General features: G+C 64.2%; 13 protein-coding genes. 10 read left to right on the top strand and 3 right to left on the bottom strand.

The window, feature by feature from the left end; translation table 11 throughout:
• The first annotated feature begins 528 nt into the window (after positions 1-528).
• A complete protein-coding gene (locus JFN93_RS17280) occupies positions 529-3270 on the top strand; it encodes a sigma factor-like helix-turn-helix DNA-binding protein (RefSeq protein ID WP_199385379.1) in 2742 nt (913 codons plus the stop codon).
• A 131-nt stretch (positions 3271-3401) separates the two neighbouring features.
• Here JFN93_RS17280 and JFN93_RS17275 read toward each other — a convergent pair whose 3' ends face one another.
• Positions 3402-6848, bottom strand: coding sequence for a pyruvate carboxylase (locus tag JFN93_RS17275; protein ID WP_199385378.1), 3447 nt, complete (start codon positions 6846-6848; stop codon positions 3402-3404).
• Between the two features lie 627 nt (positions 6849-7475).
• On the opposite strand from JFN93_RS17275, the gene murI reads away from it, so the two are divergent.
• From murI to JFN93_RS17230, 9 genes are all read left to right on the top strand, one after another.
• Positions 7476-8315 carry a glutamate racemase gene (murI, locus tag JFN93_RS17270; protein WP_199385377.1) on the top strand — a complete coding sequence of 280 codons (840 nt, stop codon included), beginning with the start codon at positions 7476-7478 and terminating at the stop codon, positions 8313-8315.
• Positions 8296-8859, top strand: coding sequence for a GerMN domain-containing protein (locus tag JFN93_RS17265; RefSeq protein WP_199385376.1), 564 nt, complete (start codon positions 8296-8298; stop codon positions 8857-8859). The genes murI and JFN93_RS17265 overlap by 20 nt, the downstream gene beginning before the upstream one ends.
• A 69-nt stretch (positions 8860-8928) precedes the next feature.
• A complete protein-coding gene (locus JFN93_RS17260) occupies positions 8929-11340 on the top strand; it encodes a homocysteine S-methyltransferase family protein (protein ID WP_199385375.1) in 2412 nt (803 codons plus the stop codon).
• Positions 11341-11455: 115 nt separating this feature from the next.
• On the top strand, positions 11456-11725 hold the full coding sequence (locus JFN93_RS17255; RefSeq protein WP_199385374.1) for a hypothetical protein: 270 nt from the start codon (positions 11456-11458) through the stop codon (positions 11723-11725).
• 109 nt (positions 11726-11834) lie between these two features.
• Positions 11835-12659: a transketolase gene (locus tag JFN93_RS17250; RefSeq protein WP_199385373.1), complete on the top strand. Its 825-nt coding sequence runs from the start codon at positions 11835-11837 to the stop codon at positions 12657-12659.
• Between the two features lie 20 nt (positions 12660-12679).
• Positions 12680-13612, top strand: a complete 933-nt coding sequence (locus JFN93_RS17245; RefSeq protein WP_199385372.1) for a transketolase family protein — start codon at positions 12680-12682, stop codon at positions 13610-13612.
• Positions 13609-14415, top strand: a complete 807-nt coding sequence (locus JFN93_RS17240) for a type II secretion system protein (RefSeq protein ID WP_199385371.1) — start codon at positions 13609-13611, stop codon at positions 14413-14415. Before JFN93_RS17245 ends, JFN93_RS17240 begins: the two co-directional genes overlap by 4 nt.
• Before the next feature lie 124 nt (positions 14416-14539).
• Positions 14540-16072 carry a HAMP domain-containing sensor histidine kinase gene (locus JFN93_RS17235; RefSeq protein ID WP_199385415.1) on the top strand — a complete coding sequence of 511 codons (1533 nt, stop codon included), beginning with the start codon at positions 14540-14542 and terminating at the stop codon, positions 16070-16072.
• A gap of 49 nt (positions 16073-16121) precedes the next feature.
• Positions 16122-17492, top strand: a complete 1371-nt coding sequence (locus JFN93_RS17230; RefSeq protein WP_199385370.1) for a sigma-54-dependent transcriptional regulator — start codon at positions 16122-16124, stop codon at positions 17490-17492.
• A gap of 109 nt (positions 17493-17601) precedes the next feature.
• On the opposite strand, the gene JFN93_RS17225 is transcribed toward JFN93_RS17230, so the two are convergent.
• Together JFN93_RS17225 and JFN93_RS17220 are read right to left on the bottom strand one after the other, a co-directional pair.
• On the bottom strand, positions 17602-23082 hold the full coding sequence (locus tag JFN93_RS17225) for a PAS domain S-box protein (protein ID WP_199385369.1): 5481 nt from the start codon (positions 23080-23082) through the stop codon (positions 17602-17604).
• 135 nt (positions 23083-23217) lie between these two features.
• Positions 23218-23913: a radical SAM protein gene (locus JFN93_RS17220; RefSeq protein WP_199385368.1), complete on the bottom strand. Its 696-nt coding sequence runs from the start codon at positions 23911-23913 to the stop codon at positions 23218-23220.
• Positions 23914-23922: the final 9 nt, after the last annotated feature.

Genomic DNA, 23922 nt, shown 5'->3' with positions numbered 1-23922 from the left:
GTTGCCAGGTAAGGGGCGCCCGTTCCCATGTCGCGTAAGCCTCTTCCCCTTGCCGAGGTGCCTGTTCCCACGTCGTGTTGGAGACGTGACGAGATAAGGGATGCCCGGGCGCACGTCACGGAAGCATCTTCCCATGATGCCGGAGCCTGCTCCCATGACGTGAGAACCCCTAACCACGCAGGGGGCGCCCGTTCCCATGTCGCGTGAGCTCCTCTCATGACATACGGGCCTGTTCCCATGACTCATTGGATAGGAAAAGGAATGGTAAAAAGGTTGATTGATTTGTATTTTCTAATACAATCCAGCGCTATGCGCCAAATTCCTTTTGCTTCGAAGGCAGGTTCACGCATGGGCTCGCCGTCACCAATGTCGAAAGCATTGTCGGACAAACGATCGATTCAGGCACGGGACGGCTTCCGAGACGGCCCCGCCCCTTGGAGCGTTCTCAACCGCTCCCTCCCGGAAGTTTTTCAGCTTCCGCCCCTGCCCCCTCTCGAAGCAGACGAGACCGGCCCTGCCATAGGGGATTTGGGGCTCCCCGCTGCCGACCTGGAACGGCTCCGCGCCACCGCCCTTTTCCCCGAGGACCAGGCCGAGACACTGTGGAGCACCGGTGTGGGCTACCTCATCGAAGCGGGACTGTCGGATGCTGCCATCGCGATCATCCTCAGGGTGCTCGGGGAGCTATCCGGCTGGCCCGACGTCACTGCTGCTTCGATCGTAATCGAGAACGTTTCGGATGCCACTCTCTACTCGGATATTCGGCTCGATGAGCTGTCCGGTTTTCCGGTCCCCGCGGGAACCGGTGGGGGCGAAATAGCGACGGTGGCTTGGGAAGACCTCGCGGCAATCACCGAGCAGACGATCATCGGGACCTCCGGATTCACCGTCGCCGCGCTGAAAGCCATTGGAGAGCTTTGGCGGTTAAGAAACCTGGCCGGCGATCTCGAAAGAGCAGCTTGCGCAGGATTTTCGGCAGCAGCTCACGGGGAATTCCACCACCTGTTCGAGGCCTACTTACGGATTGTGTTCCCGGAGGATTCCGGCCCCGACGCGAGCCAGAGCGCGGTGAAGAAAAGGGACTTCGGGCTGATGGTGGCACGCCTGGGGATTGCGGACGGGCGGGTATGGACCTTGAAGGAACTGGGGCGGGCGGTACAGGTGAGCCGGGAGCGGGTGCGACAGATCGAAAGCAGAATGAGGTCCGTACTCGGAGACCCGGCGCGGCTACGGTACCTGCGGTATCTGTGGCTTTGGATCGATGTCCTGCTCGCCACGCGAGGGGGAGTTGGCACGGTTTCCGAAATCGCCGCAGAGCTCCAGGACCGGTTGGGGTGGACGACGCTGCCGAGCGAGGAGGCGTTCATCTCTTCGATCGTCCTCTCCCCGCGGTACGAAGTGGTTCCGGGCAGGCCCTTGGAGTTGGTGCTGTCCACTCACCGGTGCCTCAACTGCGCAGAAGTGAGGTCGGCTCTTCTGGAGCACGTCAATCGCGCCCCCGATGGCATGCTCTCCTTGGAGCGGGCGCCGGAAGTGATGACCCGGTTCTGCCGGGAAAGGCATTGCCGGGAAAGCTCCTGGCTCGTGCGGTTCTCAGCTCAATTCGTCCGACGCATCGGGGACTCCACAGAGGGAATCTCGCGTCACGGTGACTTTCTGGCCGCGGACCTTGGCGAGAACAAAAAAAAGGGGCGGATCAGCTACCTTGTGGAACAGATATTACTTCGGGCGGGAAGCAGCTTGCATTTCAAGGAGGTCCAGCGGCAAATTGGTCAGCTGGTGCCAGGCCTGCAGATGTCTACCTCAAGCGCCCACTCGAGGGTATCGGGATCCTCCGTTTTATGGGGGCCAGGGAGCTTCATCCACCCGGACTTCGTAACGGTGCCGGAGACACTTTGTGCCGAAATAGAAGACGACATCCTGGAGCGGCTCACGAGCCATGACCTCCCCTTCGTACTGTTGAACGGGGGCATCTTCGAGAGCTACCGCGATCGGCTGGCAGCCCGGAATGTCCCTTCCCGTGAAGCTTTGTACTCCTGCATGCGACGCAGGGGGAGTGCCACCCTGAGTTTCCCCGACTATCCCTACGTGCGGAGGCAGGGCGACAGCACGCTACCCCGCATACCCGAAGCGCTCGAAGCCTACCTGTTAAAGCGGGGAAAACCCATTTTTCGGGCCGAGCTGGTGAATTTCGCCCTGACCATCTTGGGGGTTGAGAGGACGCAGTTGCAAAATTACGCGGCTCGAATCCCAAATCTGATCCGGACCGGAGGGAAGAAGGTGGTCCATGTCGGCAACCTCGGCGTGAAAAAATCCGATCTCGCGCCGATCATCGAAACCTTGGCCGAATTCACCGTATCTCCGGTCACTGCGGGCCAGGTGTACCAGCGCAACTTCGCCCTCTGCCGGCAGCAAGGGATAACGACACCGTTGTTTCTCCATTCCCTGATTCATCATTTCCATGCCGGCGAATTCGCCGTTTCGCCCTCCCGTGCCGGGTTCCGCCCCCCACCCCCACCCCGGCCACCCCGACCGGACCGATCGAAACCCGGCAGAAAAAAAGGGGCACACCCCGTGGTCACCCGGCGACCGCTTTCGCTGGCCGCCCAGGTCGTGCGATACGTGAAGGACCTGGCGGCCCCGTGTACCACGAGGGAGTTGCTCGAATTTCTTCGGCCGAAGTATCGTAACATCGACAACATCTATCAGCTCATGAAAAGCAGAAAGAAGATCGTATGGTACACCCTCAACGCCGTGGTGGCGCGGCAGACCCTGGGGTGGACCGACGAAAAGCAGGCGACGATAGAGGAGTTGACGGCGTCGTACCTGAAGAAAAGGGAGCGCGATCAACCGTTCGAGCTGGTCTCGGAAATATTCCCCGTCCTTCACCACCAGTTGCCCGCAATTCCCGGGGAGATCCCGTGGACGTCGGTCCTGCTCCACAGTCTACTCGGCTCAGGGTCCAGATACCTGGCGCTGGGCGTCGCAAAGGACGTCATCGTCCCGACCGCCGATCCGCAGGTCATCGCGACCATGAACGATATCTATCTTTACGTCCTCCGCACCCGTTTTCACGGTACCGCCGCGATCGCCCCATTTATTAACGTGCTGCGCGGAATGGGGCTGATGAAGCAAAGATTACCTAAGTTTTTGCTGGGGAAAGATCCCCGCGTGACCATACAGGGGGACGAGATCCAAGTGGTAGCGGCTGCGGGAACGCCCCCCAGCCGGGCGGGAGTGGCAGTCCTGCCGCGGTCGCTCCAGAGTTGAATGTTTTACCTGATTGGAGCCAATCTTCCGCCGCCGCGAAGCTGCGACATCTGTTGTCGCCTACGGTACCAAAAAAGCCACCCCCCTTTCGGGAGGTGGCTTTTTTTCTGTTGGGCGAAAGCGGGATAGCTTTACGCCATCACGACGATCAGCTCTTCCTTCTCGACCTGGCCGCCTTCCTTGCAGCGGACCTCGGCGACGGTGCCGTCTTCCTTCGCCTTGACGTTGGTCTCCATCTTCATCGCCTCGGTGACGACGAGGATGTCGCCCGCTTTGACCGCCGCGCCGGCGGCGACGTTCACCTTGAGGACCTTGCCCGGCATCGGGGCGCCGACGTGCTTCGGATTGGACTTGTCCGCCTTCTCGTGGGTGGCCTGGTCGGCCTTGATCGAGTTGTCGCGCACCGTGACCGAGCGGGCGTTGCCGTTCAGCTCGAAGTAGACCTGCTTGGTGCCGTCGGCCTGGGTGCGCCCGATGGCGTTCAGCTTGATGATCAGGGTCTTGCCCGGCTGGATCTCGATGGAAGTCTCCTGCCCCGGCTCCAGTCCGTAGAAGAAGATCGGGGTCGGGATCACCGAGATGTCGGAGAACTCCTGGCGCTGCTTGTCGAACTCGGTGTAGACGCTCGGGTACATGAGGAAGGACATGAGGTCCTTGTCATTGACCGGGTGCCCCACCTTGGCGGCGGCCTTGGCGCGCTCCGCCTCGAAATCGATCGGCTCCAGGAGGTCGCCCGGACGGCAGGTGATCGGCTCCTCCCCTTTCAGGATGACCTTCTGCAGCTCTTCCGGGAACCCCTGGTAGGGCTGGCCGATCATCCCCTTGAAGAACCCGACGACCGATTCCGGGAAGGCGAGGTCGGCGCCCTGGGTGTAGACGTCCTCCGGCTGGAGGTTGTTCTTCACGAGGAACATCGCCATGTCCCCTACGATCTTGGAGGAGGGGGTCACCTTCACCAGGTCGCCGAACATGTTGTTGACCTGGTGGTACATCTCCTTGCACTCCTCCCACCGGTCGATGAGGCCCAGGCCGGCCACCTGCGGCTTGTAGTTGGAGTACTGCCCGCCCGGGATCTCGTGGTGGTAGACCTCGGCGGTCGAGCTCTTGAGCTCGGATTCGAACGGGGCGTAGTAGTCGCGCACCGTCTCCCAGTAGTTGGCGAGCTGCTGCAGGCCGCGCTCGTTGAGCCCGGTGTCGCGCTCCTGCCCCTTGAGGGTCGCCACCAGGCCGTTCAGGTTCGGCTGCGAGGTGAGCCCGGAGAGCGAGGAGAGCGCCGCATCGACGATGTCGACCCCGGCCTGGGCCGCCATGAGGAGGAGCGCCCCGCCGTTGCCGGAGGTGTCGTGGGTGTGCAGGTGGATCGGGATCCCGACCTCCTCCTTGAGCGCCTTCACGAGCTGGTACCCGGCGTACGGCTTCAGAAGTCCCGCCATGTCCTTGATGGCGAGGATGTGCGCCCCCATCTTCTCCAGCTCTTTCGCCATGGAGACGTAGTAGGAGAGCGGGTACTTGGTGCGGGTCGGGTCGGAGATGTCGCCGGTGTAGCAGATGGCGGCCTCGCAGATCTTGCCGGATTTGCGGACCGCTTCCATGGCGACCGTCATCCCCGGGAGCCAGTTCAGGGAGTCGAAGACGCGGAAGACGTCGATCCCCGCCTCGGCGGCCACCTCGACGAAGCGCTGCACCGCGTTGTCGGGGTAGTTCGCGTAGCCGACCGCGTTGGAGCCGCGCAGAAGCATCTGGAACAGGACGTTCGGGATCGCCTCGGAAAGGGCGTGCAAACGCTGCCAGGGGCATTCCTTGAGAAAGCGCATCGAGACGTCGAAGGTCGCCCCACCCCAGTTCTCCAGGGAGAAGAGGCCGCTGGCCAGCCGCGCCGTCGCCGGGGCGATCTGGAGCAGATCATGGGTGCGCACCCGGGTTGCCAGAAGCGACTGATGGGCGTCGCGCATCGTGGTGTCGGTGATGAGGACCCCCTTCTGCTCCAGGACCCAGGCGGCAAGCCCTTCGGCCCCGCGCTCGCGCAGGATGTCGCGGGTTCCCTTGGGGGGGGCGGTCAAGAGATCGACCTCGGGGAGGGTCGCCTCCAACAGATCGGCCGAGCGCAGCGGCTTGGCCACCCCGGCGGAGCCGTTCACGATGACGTCCCCGATGAAGGAGAGGACCTTGTTGGCGCGGTCCTGTTTCTCCTTGATCTCCAGGAGCTCGGGATGGTTGTCGATGAAGGAGGTGTTGCATTCGCCCGCCACGAAGACCGGGTGGGTGATGACGTTTTCCAAAAAGCCGATGTTCGTCTTCACCCCGCGGACGCGGAACTCCTGCAGCGCGCGGTTCATGATGTGGGAGGCCTCGGCGAAGGTGAGCCCCCAGGCGCTTACCTTGACCAGGAGCGAGTCGTAGTGCGGGGTGATCTGGGCGCCGGTGAAGGCGTTCCCCGCGTCGAGCCGCACGCCGCAGCCGGCCGAGGAGCGGTAGGTGGTCAGGGTGCCGAAGTCCGGTGCGAAGTTGTTTGCCGGGTCCTCGGTCGTGATGCGGCACTGGATCGCGTAGCCGCGCATTTCGATGGAGCCCTGGTTCGGGATGTTGATCTCCGGATCGCCGAGCCGTTTCCCTTCCGCGATGAGGATCTGCGCCTGCACGAGGTTGCGCCCGGTGATCATCTCGGTGACGGTGTGCTCGACCTGGATGCGGGGGTTCATCTCGATGAAGTAGTACGACCCGCTTTCGTCGAGGAGGAACTCGACGGTGCCGGCGTTGCGGTAGCCGACCTGCTTCGCGATTTTCAGGGCGTCGGTGCAGAGCGCGAGCCGGGTCGCGCCCGGGAGGCAGATGGACGGCGCGAATTCGACCACCTTCTGGTGGCGGCGCTGGATGGAGCAGTCGCGCTCGAAGAAGTGGACCAGGTTGCCGAAGGAGTCACCAAGTACCTGGACTTCGATGTGCTTCGGATTTTTCAGGTAGCGCTCCAAAAAGACGCTGGGATCGCCGAAGGCGGCCTTTGCCTCGGAGCTCGCCGACTGGAGCCCTTCCAGGAGTTCCTTCTTGTCGTTGGCAACGCGCATGCCGCGCCCGCCGCCGCCGGCCGCCGCCTTGATGATGATCGGGTAGCCGTGGTTCTTGGCGAAGATGAGGGCGTCTTCTTCGTGCTGGATCGGCTCCTCGGTCCCCGGGACGGTCGCCACCCCGGCTGCCTTCGCCACCTTGCGCGCCGCCACCTTGTCGCCGAGGGCGCGCTGCATCTCGGCGGTGGGGCCGATGAAGACGATGCCGTTGGCCTCGCACTTCTCGGCAAACTCGGCGTTCTCCGCGAGGAAGCCATAGCCGGGGTGGATGGCGTCGACCTCGATCTTCTTGGCGAGAGCGATGATCTCGTCGATCCCGAGGTAGGCGTCGATCGGCTTCTTCCCTTTCCCGACCTGGTAGGCCTCGTCCGCCTTGTAGCGGTGGAGCGAGAGCTTGTCCTCTTCCGAATAGATCGCAACCGTGCTGATCCCAAGCTCGGTGCACGCGCGGAAGATGCGGATCGCGATCTCACCGCGGTTGGCTGCCATCACCTTTTTGAATTTCCTCTGCTCCATTGCCGCTCCTTTTTGCCCAAAGGCGTAATAGTGAAAACCTAAAAGTGAAACCGAATTCTGGTAACGCTTTACCGCTTTTATTTCAACTAGTTCCGTCAATGCGGCGCTATAAAAGCAGATCGGTCCGGGTTTGTCAATACGGAATAATGTTATATTGCGGTCAAACCCGAGCCCATTTCGGAAGTGTCAGTGATTGCTGGAAAACCAGCGGTCCCGCGTTTCCGTTAAGGTAAAACGGCTGTCCCATTTTCGGAATTATTGCCTTTTCGTACCACATTGACACTTACGCCAGGTCGTAGGGTCGGCACCCCGTGCCCACCGTCCTGCCGGGGAATCGGTCGTCGCGTTTCGTTCCTCCACGCGACCTGCGACGTACGTCACTCGGCCATTATTGTTCATGGTTTCCTGGTTCATTGTCTCATTGAGCACGGTGCCAGCGCCGCAAGCTTGACAATACCTTGCCGGATCAAATAGTATGGTTCTCTTGCTCGTACTGCGGCCAAAACATGCCGCGACGGGTTATTCCTGAGGCCGTTTCCTTTCCGCTTTCGGAAACGGGACGGCCGCCACGGCAGGTTCCGCCGCAATAAGACGATTGCCGGCCGAACCGCCCAACGGAGAAAAATCTTGCCCTGGAAAGCAATCGGCATCTTCGACTCGGGGGTCGGAGGGCTGACCGTCCTCAAGGCGATTACCGCCGCCCTGCCGCAGGAAGATACCATCTACCTCGGCGACACCGCCCGCGTTCCCTACGGAACCAAGTCGCCGGAGACGGTCATCCGCTACTCGCGCCAGATCGCGTCCTACCTGATGAGCCACGACATCAAGCTCCTGGTGGTCGCCTGCAATACCGCATCCGCGGTCGCCCTCCCCACCCTGCGCCGCGAACTCGCCATCCCCATCGTCGGGGTGATCGAGCCGGGAGCCCGCGCCGCGGCCGCCGCCACCAGAAGCGGCAAGGTCGGCGTGATCGGGACCGCGGCCACCGTCAAGAGTTCCGCCTATACCAAGGCGATCAAGAAGATAAACCCGGAGATAGAAGTGGTGACCCGTGCCTGCCCGCTGTTCGTCCCCCTGGCCGAGGAGGGGTGGATCGACAACGAAGTTGCCCGGCTGACCGCCCAGACCTACCTGAAACCGCTCCTGGACGAGGGGGTGGACACGCTGGTCTTAGGCTGCACCCACTATCCCATCCTCAAGGGGACCATCGCCGAGGTGATGGGACCGGAGGTGACCCTGGTCGATTCGGCCGAGCAGACCGCTCTCACCGTGGCACAGATCCTGGGCGAGCGCAAACTGCTCCGTCCCGAGGGTGAGCAGGGGAACCACCATTATTACGTGACCGACATTCCGGCAGGCTTTATCAGGGTGGGGAACCGGTTCCTCGGCGGACGGCTTGGGGACGTCTACCAGGTAAGCCTGGAGGATGACGCCCGGGAAGGGGGAGATGGTGCGGCGCAAGATTAAGAAAGCCAAGGGGATGCTCGGGTTCGCCTTCGTCCTGCTCGCCCTGGTGCTCGGGGCGCTGGTGGCGCGCAAGTACGAGACGGCACAGCGCAAGGTGGAGCAGGCCCCCCCGGTACAACCGGCCGGGACCCGGGTGGTCTCGCTCTATTTCCAGGCCGCCGACGCGAGCGGCTTGGTGCGCGAAGGGCGCGAGATCGAAATCGGCGATTCCGTGGAGGAGACCATGGAAGCGGTGCTGGACGAGCTGATCTCCGGACCGGTGGGGGGCCTCGCCCCAACGCTGCCGCCGCAGACCCGGGTGCTCGGGGTTCAACTGAAAGGGGACGTCGCGGAGATCAACTTCGGGCACGAGCTGCAGGACGAGCTCCCGGCGGGAAGCTCTGCCGAGACCACCGTGGTCACGTCGGTAGCCGATACCGTGGCGGCCAATTTCCCCACGGTAAAAGAGGTCCAGTTCCTGGTCGAGGGGGCGGTCCCGGAGACCCTGAAGGGGCACGTCGACCTGCGCCACCCGATCAAGCCCGATTTTGCGAATACCAAGTAGTTCAGATCAGACTGATCGGTCGGATCCGACGGATCGGTCCGATCGGTTTTTCATTTCGAGGAGGAGACGATGAAGAAGCCGTTTTTGCAGGCCATCAGGGAGCGGGTGCTGGTTTTGGACGGGGCGATGGGCACCATGCTCCAGGAGCGCGGCCTGAAACCGGGGCAGTCCCCCGAGGAACTGAACCTCCTCGCCCCGGAAGTCGTGGGCGGCGTGCACGAGGCCTACGTCGCGGCGGGCGCCGACATCATCGTCACCAACACCTTCGGCGGCAGCTCGGCAAAGCTCTCCCATTACGGGCTGGAGGACCGGGTCGCCGAGATCAACAAAAAGGCGGTGGAGATCGCCCGCAAGGCCGCGGGTCCCGACGCCTACGTGGCCGGCTCCATCGGCCCGACCGGTCGCTTCCTGGAGCCGGTCGGTGACATGAGCTTCGACGAGGCCGCCGCCATCTTCGGCGAGCAGGCCGCCGCCCTCATCGAAGGGGGGGTCGACGCGATCTCCCTGGAGACCTTCCTGGACATCAAGGAGATCCGCGCCGCGGTGATCGCCATCCGCGAGCTCTCCGCCGATCTCCCCATCATCGCCATGCTCACCTTCGAGGAGAAGGGCAGAAGCGTGCTCGGCTCCCCGCCCGAGGCCGCCGCCATCACCCTGGAAGCGGTCGGCGTCGACATCGTCGGCTCCAACTGCGGCCTGGGGGTCGACGGCATCTACGACATCCTCAAGGCGATGCGTTCGGTCACCTCGCTGCCGCTCATCTCCCAGGCCAACGCCGGCCTCCCCATCCTCAAGGACGGGGTCACCGTCTTCCCCGGCACCCCCGACGACATGACCGCCTACCACGACCGGCTCATCGAGCTCGGCGTCCGGATCATCGGCGGCTGCTGCGGCACCACGCCGGCCCATATCAAGGCGATGCGCGCCGCGCTTGACGGCAAGAACGTCCCCTTTGTCCCGAAGGATGCCGGGAGCACCACCTGGCTCTCCAGCCGCGGCTCGTTTACCGCCATCGGCGGCGGCCACCCGGTTGCCACCATCGGCGAGCGGATCAACCCGACCGGCAAGAAACTCTATTCCCAGGAGCTGCGCGAGGGGAAGGTCGCCTACATCCGGCGCGAGGCCCTGGAGCAGACCGAGCTCGGTGCGACGCTCCTCGACGTGAACGTCGGCACCCCGGGGATCGACGAGCCGGCCGCCATGGAGCGGGCCGTCTTCTGCGTGACCGGGGCGGTGCAGACGCCGCTGGTGCTGGACTCTTCCTCGCCGGAAGCGCTGGAGCGCGGGCTTAAGGCCGCCGACGGCAAGGTGCTCATCAACTCGGTGAACGGCGAAGAAAAGAGCCTCGCCGCGGTCCTCCCCCTCGCCAGGAAATACGGCGCCGCCCTGGTCTGCCTCACCCTGGACGATGCGGGGATCCCCGCCACCGCCACCGGGCGGGTGGCAATCGCCGGCAAAATCGCCGAGCGGGCCGCGGCCGCCGGGATTCCCCGGCGCAACCTGGTGGTGGACTGCCTCACCCTCACCGTCAGCGCCGAGCAGAAAGGGGCGCTGGAAACCCTGGATGCGGTGCGCCGCGTGAAGGGGGAACTGAACCTCAATACCGTGCTCGGGGTCAGCAACATCTCCTTCGGCCTCCCCTGCCGTCCCTTGATCTCCTCCACTTTCTTCTCCATGGCCATGCTCTCCGGGTTGGACGCCGCGATCGTGAACCCCAAGGAGCAGGCGATGATGGCCGCCTGGCGCAGCGCCATGGTGCTTTTGCACCGCGACGTCAACGCCGCGGCCTACATCGACGCGTACAAGGGTGCGGTCGCCGAGCCGGCCGGGGCAGCCGGCGCCGCCGAACCGGAAGGGATCCGGGGCCGCCTGGGCCGCGCGGTGATCAACGGGGAGCGGGAAGGTATCGAGGCGCTCGTCGAGCAGGCGCTCGCCGAGGGGCTCACCCCGATGCAGATCAGCTCCGAGGCACTGCTGCCCGGACTCGAAGAAGTCGGGCGCCGTTTCGAGAAGGGGTCGTTCTTCCTGCCGCAGGTCATGCAGTCGGCCGACACCATGAAGGCGGCCTTCACCCGGCTCAAAAAGGAGCTGACGGGAAGCGGCCTCGCCTCGCTGGGCAAGATCCTCATCGCCACCGTCGAGGGGGACATCCACGACATCGGCAAGAACATCCTGGTGACCCTTTTGGAAAACAACGGTTTCGAGGTGATCGACCTGGGCAAAAACGTCGCCGCCGCGAAGATCGTGGCAAAGGCGCAGGAGCTCCAGGTGGACGCGGTGGGGCTCTCCGCCTTGATGACCACCACCATGGCGCAGATGGAAAAGGTGATCGCCCTTTTGAAGGCCGAAGGGGTCAAGAGCTTTACCATGGTCGGCGGTGCGGTGGTGACCGGAGACTACGCCAAGGAGATCGGGGCGGACCTGTACGCCAAAGACGCCATGGAGGCGGTGCAGCTGATCAAAAAAATGCTCGGAAAATAGGCGGTTTTCCGGCCGCGGTGCCGGAAACCCCCTTTCGGTAATATCGCTTGCAACGGCGGTTCTGCTGTGCTAATTTGGCGGAGGTCCGCCATTTGGCGTACAGGAAAAATCGGCGATGATCGCAGGATTTAACCACAATATCCGCTACAAAGGGGTCATCTTCCACGTCCAGACCGAGGACGGCGGGATCAAGAACCCCAGGATCGTCACCCAGCTCTTCATGGGAGGCACCATCATCTGCTCGCAAAAGACGAGCTACGCCGACATCGTCAGCACCGACCAGGTGCGTGAAGTCGTGGAGGCGATCATGAAGGAGCAGCACAAGGAGATGCTGCGGCGGCTGACCGGTGGCGAGTTCGACGCTCGTGCCTTCCCACCCGGCTGACCCCCACCCACTCTTCGCTCACGCGGTCCCGAGAGGACCGGCACCAAAGATGCCGGTCCCCCTATGCAGCATGCATAAGATAGAACGCACCCCCCGAAAGGAAACCTTTGTGAAACAGAAGATTGCAGAGCTCGAAGAAAAGGCCAGACGCCTGCGCGTCTCCATCGTGAAAACCCTGCACAAGTCACAGTCCGGGCACACCGGCGGCTCCCTCTCCGCCATCGACATGATCTGCGCCCTGTACTTCCACAAGTTGCGCCACAACCCCGCGGAACCCGCCTGGGACGGCCGCGACCGCTTCGTGCTCAGCAAGGGGCACGCCGCGCCGGCACTCTACGTGACCCTCGCGGAAGCCGGCTACTTCCCGGCCGAGGACCTCATGATGCTGCGCCGCCTGGGGAGCCACCTCCAGGGGCATCCGGACAGCAAGGGGACCCCGGGGGTCGACGTCTGCACCGGCTCTTTGGGGCAGGGGCTTTCCATGGCCAACGGGATGGCGCTCGGGCTCAGGCTGGACGGCAAGGCGAACCGGGTCTACGCGGTCCTGGGTGACGGTGAGCTTCAGGAAGGGCAGGTCTGGGAGGCGGCCATGGCCGCCGGCCACTACAAGAGCGACAATCTCTGCGCCATGATCGACCTGAACGGGCTGCAGATCGACGGCGAGGTGGCCAAGGTGATGAACGTGGCCTCGGTTTCGGACAAGTTCCGCTCCTTTGGCTGGAACGTCATCGAGATCGACGGGCACGACATGGGGCAGATCATCGAGGCTTTGGACCATGCCGAGTCCCACAAGGGGGCCCCGACCGCGATCGTGGCCAAGACCGTGAAGGGCAAAGGGGTCAACATCTTCGAGAACAAGGCCTCCTACCACGGCGTCACCCCCAACGACGAAGAGCTCCCCGTGGCGCTGAAGTGCCTCGGCTGCTGCGACTAGATCAAGGAAAGGAATTCATTATGATAGCAACCAGGGACGCTTACGGGGAAACGCTGGCCGCGCTCGGCGCCGAGAACGATCGGATCGTGGCGCTGGACGCCGACCTCTCCGGCTCCACCAAGACCGGGGTCTTCGCCAAGAAATTCCCGGAGCGCTTTTTCAATATGGGTATCGCCGAGGCCAACATGGTCGGGACCGCCGCCGGGCTCGCCGCGGTGGGCAAGATCCCCTTCGTCTCCACCTTCGCCATCTTCGCCGCCGGCCGGGCCTGGGAACAGATCCGCCAGTCGGTCGCCTACCCGAAAGCCAACGTGAAGATCGTCGCCACCCACGGCGGGGTCACCGTCGGTGAAGACGGCGGGAGCCACCAGTCGGTCGAAGACGTCGCCATCATGCGCGCCATCCCCAACATGACGGTCATCGTTCCCGCCGACGGCGAGGAGACCAAGGCCGCCATCCGCGCCGTTGCCGATTACAAGGGGCCGGTCTACGTCCGCCTGGGGCGCAACAAGGTCGCCAGCGTCTTCCCCGAGGGGCACAAGTTCGAGATCGGCAAAGGGAACGAGCTGGTTTCCGGCACCGACCTCACCTTCATCACCACCGGGCTGATGACCGCCCAGGCCCAGATCGCCGCCGAGAAGCTCAAAGGCGAGGGGATCTCGGCGCGGGTGATCCACATCGGTACCATCAAGCCTTTGGACCGCGAGCTCGTGCTCAAGGCCGCCCGGGAAACCGGCGCCATCGTCACCGGCGAGGAGCATTCCGTGGTCGGCGGGCTGGGGAGCGCGGTCGCCGAAGTTTTGAGCGAGGAGTGCCCGACCCTTTTGAAGCGGATCGGGGTGCTGGACCGCTTCGGTCTTTCCGGCAAGGCGGACGAACTTTTGAAGTACTTTGGGCTGAACGCTGAGGCCCTCATTGAAGCCGGGAGGGAGATCGTTTCGAGGAAGAAATGAAAACACCCCTTCGCGCGGCGCGTCGAGCGTTTCGCGACCACATCCGGTGCCGTTGCCCCCTTTCCGGGGGCTGGGGCCTGAACCAGAGGCTGCGCTCCCAGGGGGGCTTCACCTACCTGGCGGCCCTGCTCATGATGATCATTCTCGGGATCACCTTGTCCGGTGCGGTCCGGGTCTGGTCCATGCAGATGCAGCGGGAGAAGGAGGAGCAGCTGCTCTACATCCTCTCCCAATACCGCACCGCGCTCAGGCGCTACTACGGCCTCGACAAGGCCGGGGTAAACCCGAGCAACATCACCCAGGTCCCGCCGCTCAACGACCTCAAGGACCTGACCAAGGATCCCGGCAACGCCGGAACCGTGCGCTACCTGCGCAAGTCGATCTTTGCCATGAAGGACCCGATGACCGGCAAGGACTTCGACATCGTCAAGGACGCGACCGGGATCGTCGGGATCAAGAGCAAAAGCGAGGCCGAGCCGATCAAGAAGGGGAACTTCCCCGACGAGTTTGCCGACTTCGAGGGAAAGACCAAGTACAGCGACTGGCTGTTGAACTGCCGCTCCAACCCGAAACCGTCCACCGGCGGCAACGTGAACATCCCCGGGTCGACCCGGATGCCGTCGGGAACCCCGTCCCAAAGCTACGACAGCACCGGCGTCCCCGGCTGGGGTGCTCCGACGGGAAGCTCCACCCCGGGCGTTCCCGGATGGGGCGGCGGGGCAGCGGCCGGGCCGGCCTCCCCCGACGCGCCCGCCGGCCAATCGCTGGGAAGCCCGACCCCGGCGGCGCCGGGGCAGCAGTAGCAAGAAAGAACTCTGGCCCGCCCCTTGCGCCGGACCGATCCTGCCGATCGGTCGGATCCGACGACTGGTCCGATCAGACCGGGCGCGGGGAAACCCTGCCCCGACGCTTTGTGATGGAGGCACCCTGATAGTCAAGAGTCTTACAACGCGGGTCATCGGACTCACTATCTTCCTGCTCGTCTTCGGGATCGGCACCTTCGCGTTCCTGACCTTGAGGCGCGAGCAGATGCAGCTCATCAACTCGGCCCGCGAGAGTTCCGAGCTGCTCATCAACACCATCGAGCGCAGCGTCTACAACGCCATGCGCATCGGCAACACCGCCGACGTCCAGGTGATCCTGGAGATGGTCGGGCAAAACGAAAAACTGGTCGGCGTCCGCATCTTCCACCCCCACGGCGTGATCCTGAAATCCTCCCAGCCCGCCGAGGTCGGCCGCCTGGTCAACGAACGGGACTTCAAACTCTTTCTCAACAACAAGTGGACCGGCGTCTTCAACCTGGACGGGTACGGCGACGTGCTCAGCATGGTCAAGCCGATCTACAACGACAAGTCCTGCACCCTCTGCCACGGAAACAAGAGCCGGATCATCGGCCTGCTCAACGTCAACTACTCCCTGGCCGAGACCAAAAAGCGGATGGTCGAACTCACCAAGCTCTTCGTCCTGTCGACGTTCGCCATCATCTGTTTTCTCTCCTTCGCCATCTCCGCAGTCATGCTCAAGTTCGTCAAGAAGCCCCTCAACCGCCTGGCCGGGAACATGGCCAAGGTCGAGGCCGGCGACCTCTCGGTCCGGATGACCAGCCAGGGGCAGGACGAGATCGGCAAGCTCATCACGAGCTTCGACTCGATGGTGGACCGTCTCGACAAGGCGAAAAAGGAACTGGAGGATCTCCACTTCCAGCAGATGGAGCGCGCCGACCGGCTGGCCTCGGTGGGTGAGATGGCCGCCGGCATCGCCCACGAGATCAAGAACCCGCTCACCGGTATCGCCGCCGCCATCACCGTGATGAAGGACGACTTCACCCCGGACGACGGCCGGGTCGGCATCATCAACGAGGTCCTGGAGCAGATCTCCCGGCTGGACAAGACGGTGAACGATCTCCTCTTCTTCGGCAAGCCGACCCTCCCCGAGCCGAGCTGCACCGATCTCAACGCCTCACTGCGCAAGATCCTCATCTTCGCCTCCCAGCACCGCGGCGGCAAGGACATCGAAAAAAAGCTGGAACTCCAGGAAGATCTGCCTCCGGTCTACGTGGACGCCAAGCAGATGCAGCAGGTCTTCCTCAACCTCTTTTTGAACGCGGTGCAGGCGATGCCGCAGGGAGGTACCCTGACCGTGCGCAGCACGCTGGTCCGGGAAGACGGAGGGGACCGGATCCGGGTGCTGGTGAACGACACCGGCCAGGGGATCCCGCCCAACATCCTGGAGAAGATCTTCACCCCCTTCTTCACCACCAAGGCGCAGGGGACCGGGCTCGGCCTCGCCATCAGCCACCGCTTGATTGCACAGCAGGGGGGAAAACTATCCGTGGCGAGCGAAGACGGGGTGGGGACCACCTTCACCGTCGAGCTCCCCGCGTACTGCCCGCGGCCGTCCGGCCCGGCCGAAGGGGAAGCAGCACATTCGTGTGTCACTGGAATCGCGCCGTCCGTGTGAGCCGGTCCGCCGGCTGAAGTAAGCAACACCATGTTGTGAAGGAGCTTTCATGCGCAAGACGAAGATAATGGTCGTAGACGACGAGCACCTGATCCGCTGGTCGTTAGAGCAGAACCTGAAGAAGCAGGGATACGAGGTCTGCACCGCCGGCACCGGCGAGGACGCCCTGAGGCTCGCCCGCGAGGAACAGCCGGAACTGGTCCTTTTGGACTACCACCTCCCCGGGATCAACGGTCTCGAGGTGCTGCAGCGCCTCAAGGAGATCGACGAGGAGATCATCGTGATCATGGTGACCGCCCAGGGTGGGCTGGAAACCGCGGTCAACACGATGCGCCACGGCGCCTACGACTACATCAACAAGCCCTTCAACCTGGACGAAATGGCGATCGTCATCCGCAAGGCGCTCGAGACTTCGGACCTGCGCCGCGAGGTGGTCCAGCTCAGAAGCGAGCACAAGAAACAGGGGCCGCCCCAGATCCTGGGGAACTCCAAGCACATGAAAACGGTGCTGGAGATGATGTCCAAGGTCGCCAAAAGCGACGCGGCCACCGTCCTGGTGCAGGGGGAATCGGGGACCGGCAAGGAGCTGGTGGCGAAATACATCCACTTTGCCTCGAACCGCGCCGAAAAGCCGTTCGTCGCCATCAACTGCGCCGCGGTTCCGGCCACCCTTTTGGAAAGCGAGCTCTTCGGCCATGAGAAGGGGGCCTTTACCGACGCGAAGGCGTCCAAGAAGGGGCTCTTCGAACTTGCCGACGGCGGGACCGTCTTTCTGGACGAGATCGGGGACATGGAAATCGGGATGCAGGCGAAGCTGCTCCGCTTCCTGGAGGACCGCACCTTCCGCAGGATCGGCGGCTCCAAGGAGATCCCGGTCGACGTCCGGATCGTCTCGGCAACCAACAAGGACCTCATCAAAGCCATCGAGGACAAGTCCTTCCGAAACGACCTCTACTACCGGCTCCAGGTGATCCCGATCTTCCTTCCGGCGCTGCGCGAGCGCAAGGAAGACATCATTCCCCTGGCGAACCACTTCATCGATCTGTACTCCAAGGAGTTCAACAAGTCGATGAAGGGGATCTCCAGCATGGCGGAGAAGCTCCTCATCGAGTACAACTGGCCGGGGAACATCCGCGAGCTGAAAAACGTCATCGAGCGTGCCATCATCCTCGGCACCGACGAGAACCTGCTGCTGGAGAACCTGCCGCTGGAGATCGTGGCCAAGGCCTCGACCGTTTCGGTTCCGATGGCGACCTTCAAGCTCCCCCCCGAGGGGATCGACATCGAGGAAGTGGAGCGCGAGCTGATCAAGCAGTCGCTGGAAATCACCGACTGGAACCAGTCCAAAGCGGCGAAGAAGCTGAACCTCGGCATCGACGCCTTCCGCTACCGGATGAAGAAGTTCGGCTTCCTCAAGTAGCGCCCCGCACCTGCCATGCAAAAGGCCGCTCCGGAAATTCCGGAGCGGCCTTTGTTTTTTTGGGGAAAAGCCCCGGCGTGCGGATCGGACCGACCCGCGCGGGCTTTATTTACTGCGCCGCCGATTCGATCCGGAACTCCGCCCCATCCGGCGCGTTCCGGGCAATCAGCCGCCCCCCCATGTTGTTCTCGATGATGACCTTGGACATGTAAAGGCCGACCCCGGTCCCCTTGTCCGGCCCTTTGGTGGTGAAGTAGGGGTCGAAGACCTTGTCCAGCACCTCCTCGGGAATCCCCCCCGCGTTGTCGCGAATGGTCACCACCGACTGCCCCCCCTCCTCGAAGAGCCGTACCTCGATCTTCGGGTCGGCGACCCCCCGCTCGGCGAAGACGTCCCGCGCGTTGAGCAGGATGTTGAGCAGCACCTGGGAAAATTCGCTGGGATAGCCGTGCACCAGCGGATTGCCGTTTTGGCTCACCTCGACCCGGATCCGGTTGGCCCTCATGCTCCCCTCGATGATGGAGAGCACCTTCTCCACCGACTTCACCGTGCTGAAGGTCACCTTCTCCTTGTCCGGGCGGAAGAAGTAGCGGAAGTCGTCAATGGTCTGGGACATGTGGAAGACCACCTGCATCACCTTCTCCACGGTCCGCTCCAGGTACGCGTGGCTGAAATCCCCGGCCTCGTAGCAGATCGGCAGCTCCTGGATCATCAGCCCCAAGGCGTTGAGCGGCTGGCGCCACTGGTGGGCGATGTTGCCGATCATCTCACCCAGGGCGGCCAGGCGGCTTTGCTGGATCAGCAACCGCTCCTTCTCGCGCAGGTCCTCGACCGCCCGCAGCCGCTCCAGGGTCTCTTCCTGCAGCGCCTTCTCCGCCGCCCGGCGCCGGCTCTCCCGGATCAGGTTGCCGAGCCCGAACGAGATGTCGTTCCCCATCTGCCGAAGCAGCGCCACATGCTGCAGGTCGAAGAAGTCCTTCTCCCCGGCGTAGAGGGTGAGCGCGCCGATAACCCGGTTCTCCTCCTTGATCGCGATCGAGGCGGAAGCCCGGATGCCGAAGCGCCGTCCCCGCTCGTGCCAGGGGCGGGTGTGCGGATCGTTTTGGAAGTCGTTGCAGATGTAATAGGTCCCGTTGCGCAGGGAGATCCCGGTCGGCCCCTCCCCCTCCGGCTCATTCTCCAGCGTGATCTGCATGCCGTCGAGGTAGCTCGTCATGCCGCTTGCCGCCACGGTGCGGACCGCACCGTCTTCCTCCTTAATGATCACCCAGGCGAGCAGAAATCCGCCGTGTTCGACCGCAATCCGGCAGAAATCCCGGAAGATCGATTCCCGGTCGGTGGCACGGACCAGGGCCTGGTCGATCTCGCTCAGCACCATGTACAGACGGTTCAGCCGGCTCAGGCTCGCCTCCGCCCGTTCCCGCTCGGAGATCTCCCCAAGGAGCGTCTCCACGGCCGCGGCCAGCTCCTCGGTCCGCTCCCGTACCCGCTGTTCGAGTTCGTGGTGGGCCTGGAGCAGGGAATCCTGCATCCGCTTGCGCTGCATGGCGATGGAAACCAGATCGGCAACCGTCTTCATCAGGGCGAGTTCGTCATTGGTGAACGAGTCCCGGCTCCGGGTGCCGAAGGAAAGGGTCCCCAGCACCACCCCCTGGGCCAGCAGCGGATGGCAGGCGTAGGCCCGCACCCCGTAGGAGCGGACCAGGTCGGTACGGGGGTCCGGGGTGGTCTGGATCTCTTCGGCCACGATGCGGCACCCTTCCTGGGCAGCGCAGCCGCAGACGGCGACCCCGTAGTCGAGCCACTCGATCAGCTCCGCCTCGGCTTCCGGGATGCCGGCGCAGGCATTGAGATGCAGGCGTCCCGCCTCCTCGTCCACGAGGAAGTTGAAGAACACGTCGCAATCCAGGAAGGCGAGGACCCGCTGGCAGGCGGTGTCGACCACCTGCTGCGGGGCATCCGACTTCAAAAGATCGGCGGTGGTCTCGGCGATCAAATTCAGCCGGTCGTTGCTGCGGCGCAGCTCCTGCTCGATCCGCCGCTGCTCGGAGATGTCCGTGTTGGTGCCGAACCAGCGGACCACGGTCCCGTCCTGGCCCCGCACCGGGAGGATCCGGGTGAGGAAGGGGCGGAAGACCCCGTCGGCGCCGCGCAGCGGGAAGACCATGTCGAACGGCTCTGCATTCGCCAGCGACTCCTGCCACCGTTGCATGACTCCCGGCAGCTCGGCGGGATCGTGGACCGACTGCCAACCCCACCCTGCCATCTGCTCCGGCGTGGTCCCGGTGTACTCGTACCAGCGCTGGTTGTACCAGAAGATCCATCCGTCGCCGTTGGCCATCCAGCAAAGCTGCGGGATCGCGTCGGCCAGGGTCCGGAACTGCAGTTCGCTCTGCCGGAGCGCCTCTTCCCCCCGCTTGTGCTCGGTGATGTCGCGCACGATCTTCGAGGCGCCGATGATCCGCCCGTGGCGGTCTTTTACCGGCGAGGCGGTGACCGAGACGTCGAGGAGGCGGCCGTCGCGGGTGATGCGCACCGTCTCGAAATGATCGGTCCGCTCGCCGGCGAGGATCCGGTGCAGGATCTCCTCCTCCTCGTGCTGCTGCTTGGGGGGGATGAGCAGGGTCACCGGGCGGCCGATCGCCTCCTCGGCACGGTAGCCGAACATCCGCTCCGCGCCGTCGTTCCAGGAGACGATGATCCCGTCCCGGTCCTTGGAGATGATGGCGTCGTCGGAGTTCTGCACCACCGCGGCAAGCCGCGCCTGCACCTCTTCGGCGCGCCGGCGCTCGGTAACGTCGGTTACCGAGACCACCGCCAGAACCGGTTGTCCTTCGTGGTCGCGGGCCAGGGTACCCCCGTAGCTGAAGATACGTTCCAGCCCGGTATCCTTGCGCCGCACCCGGACTTCCCAATCGCGCAGCGTCTCGCCGGCCAGGATCCGCGCCAGCGGCCAGCGCTCGACCGGAAGTTCCCCCTCCTCGGTCGCCAGCACGAAGGTCTCGGCCAGTTCGGGGAGCTTGCGCCGGCACTCCTCCAGTGAGGTAAAGCCGTGCATCGCCAGGGCCGTCGGGTTCCAATGGAAGAGGTTTCCTTCCAGGTCCGCCGTCACCACCCCGTCGTTCAGATGATCGAGGATGGTCTGGATTTCAGCCAGATGGCGCTCCACCTGCAGCTTGCTTTGGCGCAGCTCATCTTCAGCCCGCTTGAGCTCGGTGATGTCCCGTGCCACGTGGACCGAGCCGACCAGTTCCCCCTCCCCGTCGGTGAGCGGGGTGGTGGTCACCAGGAATTTCCCGCCCCACTGTTCCTCGCTGATCTCAACGGTATGCTCGGTGCCGTCGCGCAGCGTCTGTTGGTGCGGACAGTGGGGATGCGGGGTGTCGGTGCCGTGGAAGGTCTGGTGGCAGATCCGGCCGATCCATTCCTGGGGGGTGATCCCGACCCTTTGCGCCATGGCACGGTTGGCGCGCAAGACGCGGTGCTGCGGGTCGACGATGGCGATCAGGTCGGGAACGGTGTCGAAGGTCCGCTCCCATTCGTCCTTGGCCTTGGTGATCGCATCTTCCATCCGCTTGCGCTCGGTGAGGTCGACCAGGGTGACCACGATCCCTTCGGGCCCGGCCTCCCCAAGGTAGGGGAGCACCCGCATCAGGTAATGCCGCCCGCTCCCCGGCAGGGGCCATTCCCGCTCCACCGGCGCGCCGCCGTTGATGATCGCTTCGGCATCCTCGGCAAGCCCTTCCCAGGCGGCGATCCCCGCCAGGTGGCGGAAGGGGCGGCCGACATCGGAGGGGATCAGGTTGAGGATCCGGGCAAAACTCGGGGTGAAGCGCTTGATATTGAGGGCCCGGTCGAGAAAGAGGGTGGCGACCTCGGAACTGGCGAAGAGGTTCTCCATGTCGCTGTTGGTCCGGTGCAGCTCCTCGACCGTCGTCTGCAGCTCGGTGTTTACCGTCGCCAGCTCTTCGTTGAGCGCCTGAAGCTCCTCCTTGGAGGTCTCCAGCTCTTCGTTGGTCGACTGCAGCTCCTCGTTGGCCGACTGGTACTCCTCGTTCATCGAGACGAGCTGCTCGTTGGCGGAGAGGAACCCTTCCTGGGTCGCCTCCATCTGCGCCGAGGTCGCCTGGAGCTGCTCGTGGGTGAGCCGGAGCTGCTCCTCGAGCTGGCGGATCAGGAGGTCCTTCTCCGCGCCTCCCTCCTGCCTTTCCCCGGGCACCGCCAGCGGGGGAGGTGGTGGGGCCGGCTCGAAGATGACCAGGGCCTGGGCGGCGGCCCCGGTGCCGGGAAGCGGCTGCACCACGAGGTTTACCGCCTCGGCCCCGTCGGCGAGCTGCACGCCGCGCAGCACCGTCTCACGCTGATCGGCGAAGGCCTTGAAGATGGCGGCCCGAAGCAGGGGACGCAGCTCCTCGCGCGCCATCTTCAGGACGTCCCGGGTGAGCTCCCCCTCCGGGATCTCGAGAAAGCGGCTCACCCGCCCCGACACATGCACCACCCCGTACTTGTCGTCGACGACGACGGAAGGGGGGGCGTACCGCTCCAAAAGTACCTTCTCGATGATCGAGGCGGCCGAAGGCTGGGAGTTTCCGGCAGTGCGGCGCCCCGTCACGGTGGCGAAGCGGGTGACCGGCACCGGCGTCGGGAAGAGGCAATCCCCCCGCACGGCGCAGTCGAGGCGGCGGAAGATCTTCCATTTCTTGCTGACCGGGGTGAAAAGGTCGGAACGGCTGCCGATGGTCTCGGCGGAGCCGAGAAAGAGGACGCCGTCGGGGCGGAGGATCTGGTGGAACATCGGGACCAGGCGCTGCTGGAGTTCCTGGTTCAGGTAGATCAGGAAGTTGCGGCAGACCAGAAGGTCGAGCCGGGAAAAGGGTGGGTCCTTGATCAGGCTGTGGTGGGCGAAGACCACCATCTCCCGCAGCTCTTTGGAGACCCGCCATCCCTCCGGGACCCTCACGAAGAAACGCTGCAGCCGCTCCGCGCCGATTTCCGCGGCGGCGGCCTCGGAATAGACCCCGGCGCGGGCCTGGGCCAGGGCGGCCTCGTCAATGTCGGAGGCGAAGAACAGGACGGGGCGGGCCACGGCTTCCCGGGTCAGGTATTCCCGGACCAGCATCGCCATGGAGTAGACCTCTTCGCCGGTGGCACAGCAGGCGTGCCAGATCCGCAGCGGCTCTTCAGAATCGCCGGCGGCGAAGAGCCGGGGGATGATGCGCTGCTCCAGCACGGTGAAGGCTTCCGGGTCCCGGAAGAAACCGGTCACGCCGATCAGGATCTCGGCGGCGAGGGCTTCGGCTTCGGCTGGGGTCTCGGAGAGGTGGGAGAGATAGTCGCGGGTTCCGGAGGCGTCGGTGACGGCAATGCGCCGCTGGATGCGGCGGAGCAGGGTGCCCCGCTTGTAGGAGCTGAAGTCGTGACCGGTCTGCGACCTGACTATGGCGCAGATCTCCCCCAAATGGGGATCAGCGCCCTCGCTGCACCCTGCCGACAGATCCAGGAGCGGATCAGCGGGGTCGGTAAAGGCAGAGCCAGGCGGCCGCGTCGAGACGGTCCCCCCGGCTTCGGCAGGCGGCGATTTTTTGGTCATGACTCCTCCCGCAGCACGGCTAGGATTGGCGCCACGGATAGTAGCAGCATTTGAGAAATTAGAAAAGGGCCGATGCCGGAAAAATGTCCCCGGTCGTCAAGGCGGTCGCGCCCCGGCTTTCGGGCGTGGGCCGGCTCACGGCACGTAGGGGACCAGCATGGAACTGGAGGCTCCCGACTCGCGCAGAAAAGCGGCGATCCCCCCGACGTTCTGCTCGGTCATCGTGATGCCGGGGACCATCGGCACCCGCGGGATCAGCCGGTCGCCCAGGTCAGCGGCCAGCAGGCGGAAATTGGCGAGGATGGGCGCGTTGTCGGACCCGGTGTAGATCCGGTGCAGGGTCGGGTCGACGAATTTGAGGTCGAAGTAGACCAGGTCCAGAGACGGCAGGAGCTCGCGGCGGAATACGTCGTAGTCGAACACGCCGCAGGTCTGCAGCGTGAGGTGGGTGCCCTTCTCCTTGAGGTTATTGAGGAGGGTGGCCAGGTAGCCGGCATGGGGGGTCGGATCGCCCACGGCCAGGGTGACCCCGCCGCCGGTTGCCTGGTGCAGCTCGTAGTCCTCGAGGAGCGCGGCAACGAGCTGATCGACCGGCCACGGCTCACCGTAAAGGTTCCCCGCGGGAGCATTGCCGGCGCAGGCCCCGGCGGCTCCGGCGGCCCCGCCCCGTTCCATTTCGAAGGAGGGACGCGGGGCGCAGGCCGAGCCGTCGGCGGGATGTTTGCACCAGACGCAGCAGAGGGGACATCCCGGGAAGTGCACGGTGGTCCTGATCCCGGGGCCATCGGTGATGGATCCGTGAACGATGTCGAGGATGCAGGGAGCGGTCATGGGAGAGCC

This window comes from Geomesophilobacter sediminis (assembly GCF_016458275.1).
In the GTDB taxonomy this organism is placed as follows: domain Bacteria; phylum Desulfobacterota; class Desulfuromonadia; order Geobacterales; family Geobacteraceae; genus Geomesophilobacter; species Geomesophilobacter sediminis.
The sequence above is the reverse complement of the archived record's forward strand: the minus strand, read 5'-3'. Positions and strand labels throughout refer to the sequence as shown.

What these genes read in the sequence shown, in the direction of transcription:
- JFN93_RS17230 (WP_199385370.1), top strand. Translation starts at nt 16,122, where the DNA reads ATGCGCAAGACGAAGATAATGGTCGTAGACGACGAGCACCTGATCCGC.
- JFN93_RS17275 (WP_199385378.1), bottom strand. Translation starts at nt 6,848, where the DNA reads ATGGAGCAGAGGAAATTCAAAAAGGTGATGGCAGCCAACCGCGGTGAG.
- JFN93_RS17220 (WP_199385368.1), bottom strand. Translation starts at nt 23,913, where the DNA reads ATGACCGCTCCCTGCATCCTCGACATCGTTCACGGATCCATCACCGAT.
- JFN93_RS17245 (WP_199385372.1), top strand. Translation starts at nt 12,680, where the DNA reads ATGATAGCAACCAGGGACGCTTACGGGGAAACGCTGGCCGCGCTCGGC.
- JFN93_RS17255 (WP_199385374.1), top strand. Translation starts at nt 11,456, where the DNA reads ATGATCGCAGGATTTAACCACAATATCCGCTACAAAGGGGTCATCTTC.
- JFN93_RS17240 (WP_199385371.1), top strand. Translation starts at nt 13,609, where the DNA reads ATGAAAACACCCCTTCGCGCGGCGCGTCGAGCGTTTCGCGACCACATC.
- JFN93_RS17265 (WP_199385376.1), top strand. Translation starts at nt 8,296, where the DNA reads ATGGTGCGGCGCAAGATTAAGAAAGCCAAGGGGATGCTCGGGTTCGCC.
- JFN93_RS17260 (WP_199385375.1), top strand. Translation starts at nt 8,929, where the DNA reads ATGAAGAAGCCGTTTTTGCAGGCCATCAGGGAGCGGGTGCTGGTTTTG.
- JFN93_RS17225 (WP_199385369.1), bottom strand. Translation starts at nt 23,082, where the DNA reads ATGACCAAAAAATCGCCGCCTGCCGAAGCCGGGGGGACCGTCTCGACG.